Below are 3672 nucleotides of genomic sequence, written 5' to 3' on the forward strand. Positions count from 1 at the left end.
AGATATGACAAACGTGTCTATGTCTTCCTCGGCACGGTCACGGTCGCCGCCCTGGCCATCTGGCTCCGCTCATGATCGACCGGACAGAACCTAGTCGCATCGAGCAATGGGCCCACCAGTCGGTGCGTCAGGCGACGCCCGCAGAACCCGACGCGTCCTACACGCGGCGCCCCCTCGACCACACCCTGGAGGCATTCGAGGCCGCCACACCGACCCGCTTCGAGGAGATGCGCCGCGAACTGCTGGAACGCGACGGATTCATCGACGTCGTACGGGTCGGCGGCGCCGGAGACCTCGGTGCCGACGTCGTCGCCGTGGACGGTCTGGGGCGACGGGTGGTGCTGCAGTGCAGGCGACACTCGGCTCCGCTGGGTTCGGAGGCCGTCCAGAGGTTCAACGGGACCGCCCGGCCGGTGCACGGCGCCGCGGTCCCGGTCGTCGTGGCGCTCAACGGCTTCACCGAACCGGCTGCCGCCTTCGCCACCCGGCAGCGCCTTCACCTCGTCGACCGCGGGCCGCGCGTTGATCGACCGCGAGCTTTACCTGCCGGTGTCCTGGACCGACGACCGGGCGCGCTGCCGGGCCGCCGGAATCGAGGACGACGTTCCGTTCGCCACGAAGATCGAGCACTTCCGGGCCATGCTCCAACGCGCCCTGGACGCGAACGTCCCGTTCGCCTGGGTGACCGCCGACGAGGCGTACGGCCAGGTCAAGACCCTGCGGTTCTGGCTGGAGGAAGGCGGTGTGGCCCACGTGCTGGCGACCGAGGTCAACGACACCGTGATCATCACCAGAGGCGGGGATGCCCGGGTGGACCAGCTCGTCGCCTCCCTGCCCCGGCAGGCGTGGAAGCGCCTGTCCTGCGGAGCCGGTGCCCACGGCCGGCGGATCTACGACTGGGCCCGGGTACCGATCCGGATCTGCTGGGAGAACGGCTTCGGCCACTGGGTCCTCGCCCGGCGCAGCGTCAGCGATCCGACAGAGATCGCCTACTACGTCTGCTACGGCCCGGCCGGCACGCGGCTGACGGACCTGGCCAAGGTCGCCGGGGCGAGGTGGCAGGTGGAGGAGTGCTTCCAGGTCGCGAAGAACGAGTGCGGCCTGGACCACTACCAGGTCCGCCGCTACCAGGCCTGGTACCGGCACATCACCCTGTCCATGGCCGCACTCGCCGCCCTGACCGCCATCCGCGCACACGAGCTGTCAAAGGGGGCTCCCGATCGGGCTGTGACGGCCTGATACCCCTGTCCGTCGCGGAGATCCGCCGACTCATCGGCCTGCTCCTCCGTCCGCGTCACCTCACCGCCGCCCACCATCTGCGCTGGTCGTACTGGCGGCGGCGAAGCCAGACCCGGGCCCGTCACAGCCACTACAAACGCCGAGGCCACACTCCATAACTGCGGCTGCAGTACTAGTCGGTGGGGTCGTCGGGTCTTGCGCGGGTGGTCGCGCTCAGCGCAGGAGGACGTCGAAGACCATGCGGAAGAAGGCGTCGAGGGGCGCGGAGGACTTGTCGGCCCGGGCCGCGATCAGCGTGCCCTCCCAGGCGCTGAGGATGAACAGCGCGGCCGCCTCCACGTCGAGAGTGGCGTCGAGTTCACCCGCTTTTTGGGCTTCGGTGAGCACTTGCTGGATTCGCGAGGCCCACCGCCGGAAGCCGCCCTGGACGGCGGAGCGGATCTCCTCGGAGTGGTCCGCCACCTCGGCGCCGAGGTTGCCCGCCAGGCATCCGCGGGCGAAGCCGTTGTCGACCGTGTCCTCGCCCAAGAACTCGAAGTGTGCCCGGAGCCGCTCCAGGGCGGGGCGGTCGGGGGTGTCGAGCATGTCGAACCGCAGCTCGGTGGCGTAGCGGTTCAGCGCCTCGAGGGCGATCGCCTCCTTGCTGGCGAAGTGGTTGTAGAAGGAGCCCTTGGGGGCCCCGGCCGCCGAGGTGATGTCGCTGATGCCGGTGGCGTTGAAGCCCCGCGTGCGGAACTGCTCCAGGGCTGCCTGTGCGATCTCCTCGCGCTTGGATGCGCGTGCCATCCTCACCACCTCCGAATCCAATATGTCCGGTCGTCTTGCCTCAGGTCAACCCCGGGTCGCCGAGAGAAGCCGTCCCGGTTCGCCGCCGGCGCGTGGCGACACGCTGTCGGCGGTCCGGTCGGGGGTCTGCTTGACTCACATAAGACGACCGGTCATATTGAAATCAATCCCGTCCCAACGCTCTGCCTCCCTGTACGGCAGAGGCAAGACCGAGGAGCACCATGTCCACGTACCGAGCATTCGAAGCCACCGGCGTCCACAACCTCCGACTGGTCGAGCGCGACCTGGTCGATCCGGCACCCGGACACGTCCGACTCAGGGTGGAGGCCTGCGGCGTCTGCCACTCCGACGTGCTGGCCGTGGAGGGCCTGCGCCCCGACCCGTCCCGCCCCGTCGTTCCCGGCCACGAGATCGTCGGCGTGATCGACGCCGTGGGTACGGGCGTCACCGCCTGGCGGCCCGGCGACCGCGTCGGCGTCGGCTTCCTCAACGGGCACTGCGGGGAGTGCGAGCGGTGCCGCCGCGGCGACTTCGTCAACTGCCTGAACCAGGAACAGACCGGAACGACCGTCGACGGCGGATACTCCGAGGTGGCCTACGCGCGCGCGAGCGGACTGGTACGCGTCCCTGAGACCATGCCGGCCGTCGACGCGGCCCCGCTGCTGTGCGCCGGCCTGACCACCCTCACCGCGCTCCAGCAGACCCCCACCCGCGCGGGCGCCCTGGTCGCCGTGCAGGGGATCGGTGGACTGGGCCACCTGGCCCTGCAGTACGCGCGCAGCCTCGGCTACCGCGTCGCCGCCATCGCCCGCGGCCGGGAGAAGGAAAAGCTCGCCAGGGAACTGGGCGCCCACGAGTACATCGACAGCGCCGACACAGACCCGGGCACGGCGCTGGTCAACCTGGGCGGCGCCTCGGTCATCGTCGCCACGGCATCCAGCGGCGCGTCCATGAACCCACTGGTCCGCGGGCTGGCTCCGGGCGGCAGCCTGGTGGTGGTCGGTGCCGCGCCCGACCCGCTGACGGTCGCCACACCCGACCTGATCTTGGGCACCCGCCGCATCGTCGGCCACCTGACCGGATCATCGATCCAGAACGAGGACAACCTCGCCTTCAGCCTCGCCCACGGGATCCGCCCCTCCACCGAGACCATGCCCTTCACCCGGGCCATGGACGCCTACGAGCGGATGCTCTCGGGCAACGCCCGCTTCCGCGTCGTCCTCGACATCACCGCCTGACAGTGAGGATGTGACGTGGTGATGTTGCCCGTGGGTCTGACCCTGGGTTTCACCACATGACCAACATGACCGCACACACCATGCCGGCCTCGCGCGGCAACGGGCCCGCGCGACCGGCCACCGACACCGTCCCCGGCCCCACCGCTCGCCACGCGACCCGCGCCGCGCGGATCGGACTGCTCTCCATCTCCCTCGGCACCGCCGGCCTTGGTGGAGCCTGGCAGGCGGCGGCGACCAGCTTTCCGGCCGCTCTCCACGTCAGCGACGCGCTGTTCACCCTCAGTGGCCTGCTCTGGCTGGTGCTGCTGGCCCAGTGAGTGGTGTGCATCGTAAAGTGGCTGGTCACGGGCCTGGTGTGCGTCGCTGTCGGGGTGCTCATGCTGGTTGTGGGCGGGTGACTTCGGTGGAG

General features: G+C 69.9%; 3 protein-coding genes and 2 pseudogenes. 4 read left to right on the plus strand and 1 reads right to left on the minus strand.

The window, feature by feature from the left end:
- Positions 1-227: 227 nt before the first annotated feature.
- A pseudogene (locus tag AB0O11_RS39130) lies at positions 228-452 on the plus strand (restriction endonuclease); the annotation flags it as partial.
- Positions 453-501: 49 nt separating this feature from the next.
- Positions 502-1239, plus strand: a pseudogene (locus AB0O11_RS39135) (IS701 family transposase); the annotation flags it as partial.
- Positions 1240-1452: 213 nt separating this feature from the next.
- Here the strand turns inward: AB0O11_RS39135 and AB0O11_RS39140 are convergent.
- Positions 1453-2025: a TetR family transcriptional regulator C-terminal domain-containing protein gene (locus AB0O11_RS39140; RefSeq protein WP_363397344.1), complete on the minus strand. Its 573-nt coding sequence runs from the start codon at positions 2023-2025 to the stop codon at positions 1453-1455.
- 221 nt (positions 2026-2246) lie between these two features.
- Here AB0O11_RS39140 and AB0O11_RS39145 point away from each other — a divergent pair, with 221 nt between their 5' ends.
- Together AB0O11_RS39145 and AB0O11_RS39150 are read left to right on the plus strand one after the other, a co-directional pair.
- Positions 2247-3263 carry an alcohol dehydrogenase catalytic domain-containing protein gene (locus tag AB0O11_RS39145; protein WP_363397346.1) on the plus strand — a complete coding sequence of 339 codons (1017 nt, stop codon included), beginning with the start codon at positions 2247-2249 and terminating at the stop codon, positions 3261-3263.
- Between the two features lie 56 nt (positions 3264-3319).
- On the plus strand, positions 3320-3580 hold the full coding sequence (locus AB0O11_RS39150) for a hypothetical protein (protein WP_363397348.1): 261 nt from the start codon (positions 3320-3322) through the stop codon (positions 3578-3580).
- Positions 3581-3672: the final 92 nt, after the last annotated feature.

Origin of the sequence: Kitasatospora sp. NPDC093102 (genome assembly GCF_040683915.1) — a bacterium.
In the GTDB taxonomy this organism is placed as follows: domain Bacteria; phylum Actinomycetota; class Actinomycetes; order Streptomycetales; family Streptomycetaceae; genus Kitasatospora.

Bases quoted from the DNA above. Each gene is read 5' to 3' on its own strand.
- AB0O11_RS39145 (WP_363397346.1), top strand. From the start codon at position 2,247: ATGTCCACGTACCGAGCATTCGAAGCCACCGGCGTCCACAACCTCCGA.
- AB0O11_RS39140 (WP_363397344.1), bottom strand. From the start codon at position 2,025: ATGGCACGCGCATCCAAGCGCGAGGAGATCGCACAGGCAGCCCTGGAG.
- AB0O11_RS39150 (WP_363397348.1), top strand. From the start codon at position 3,320: ATGACCAACATGACCGCACACACCATGCCGGCCTCGCGCGGCAACGGG.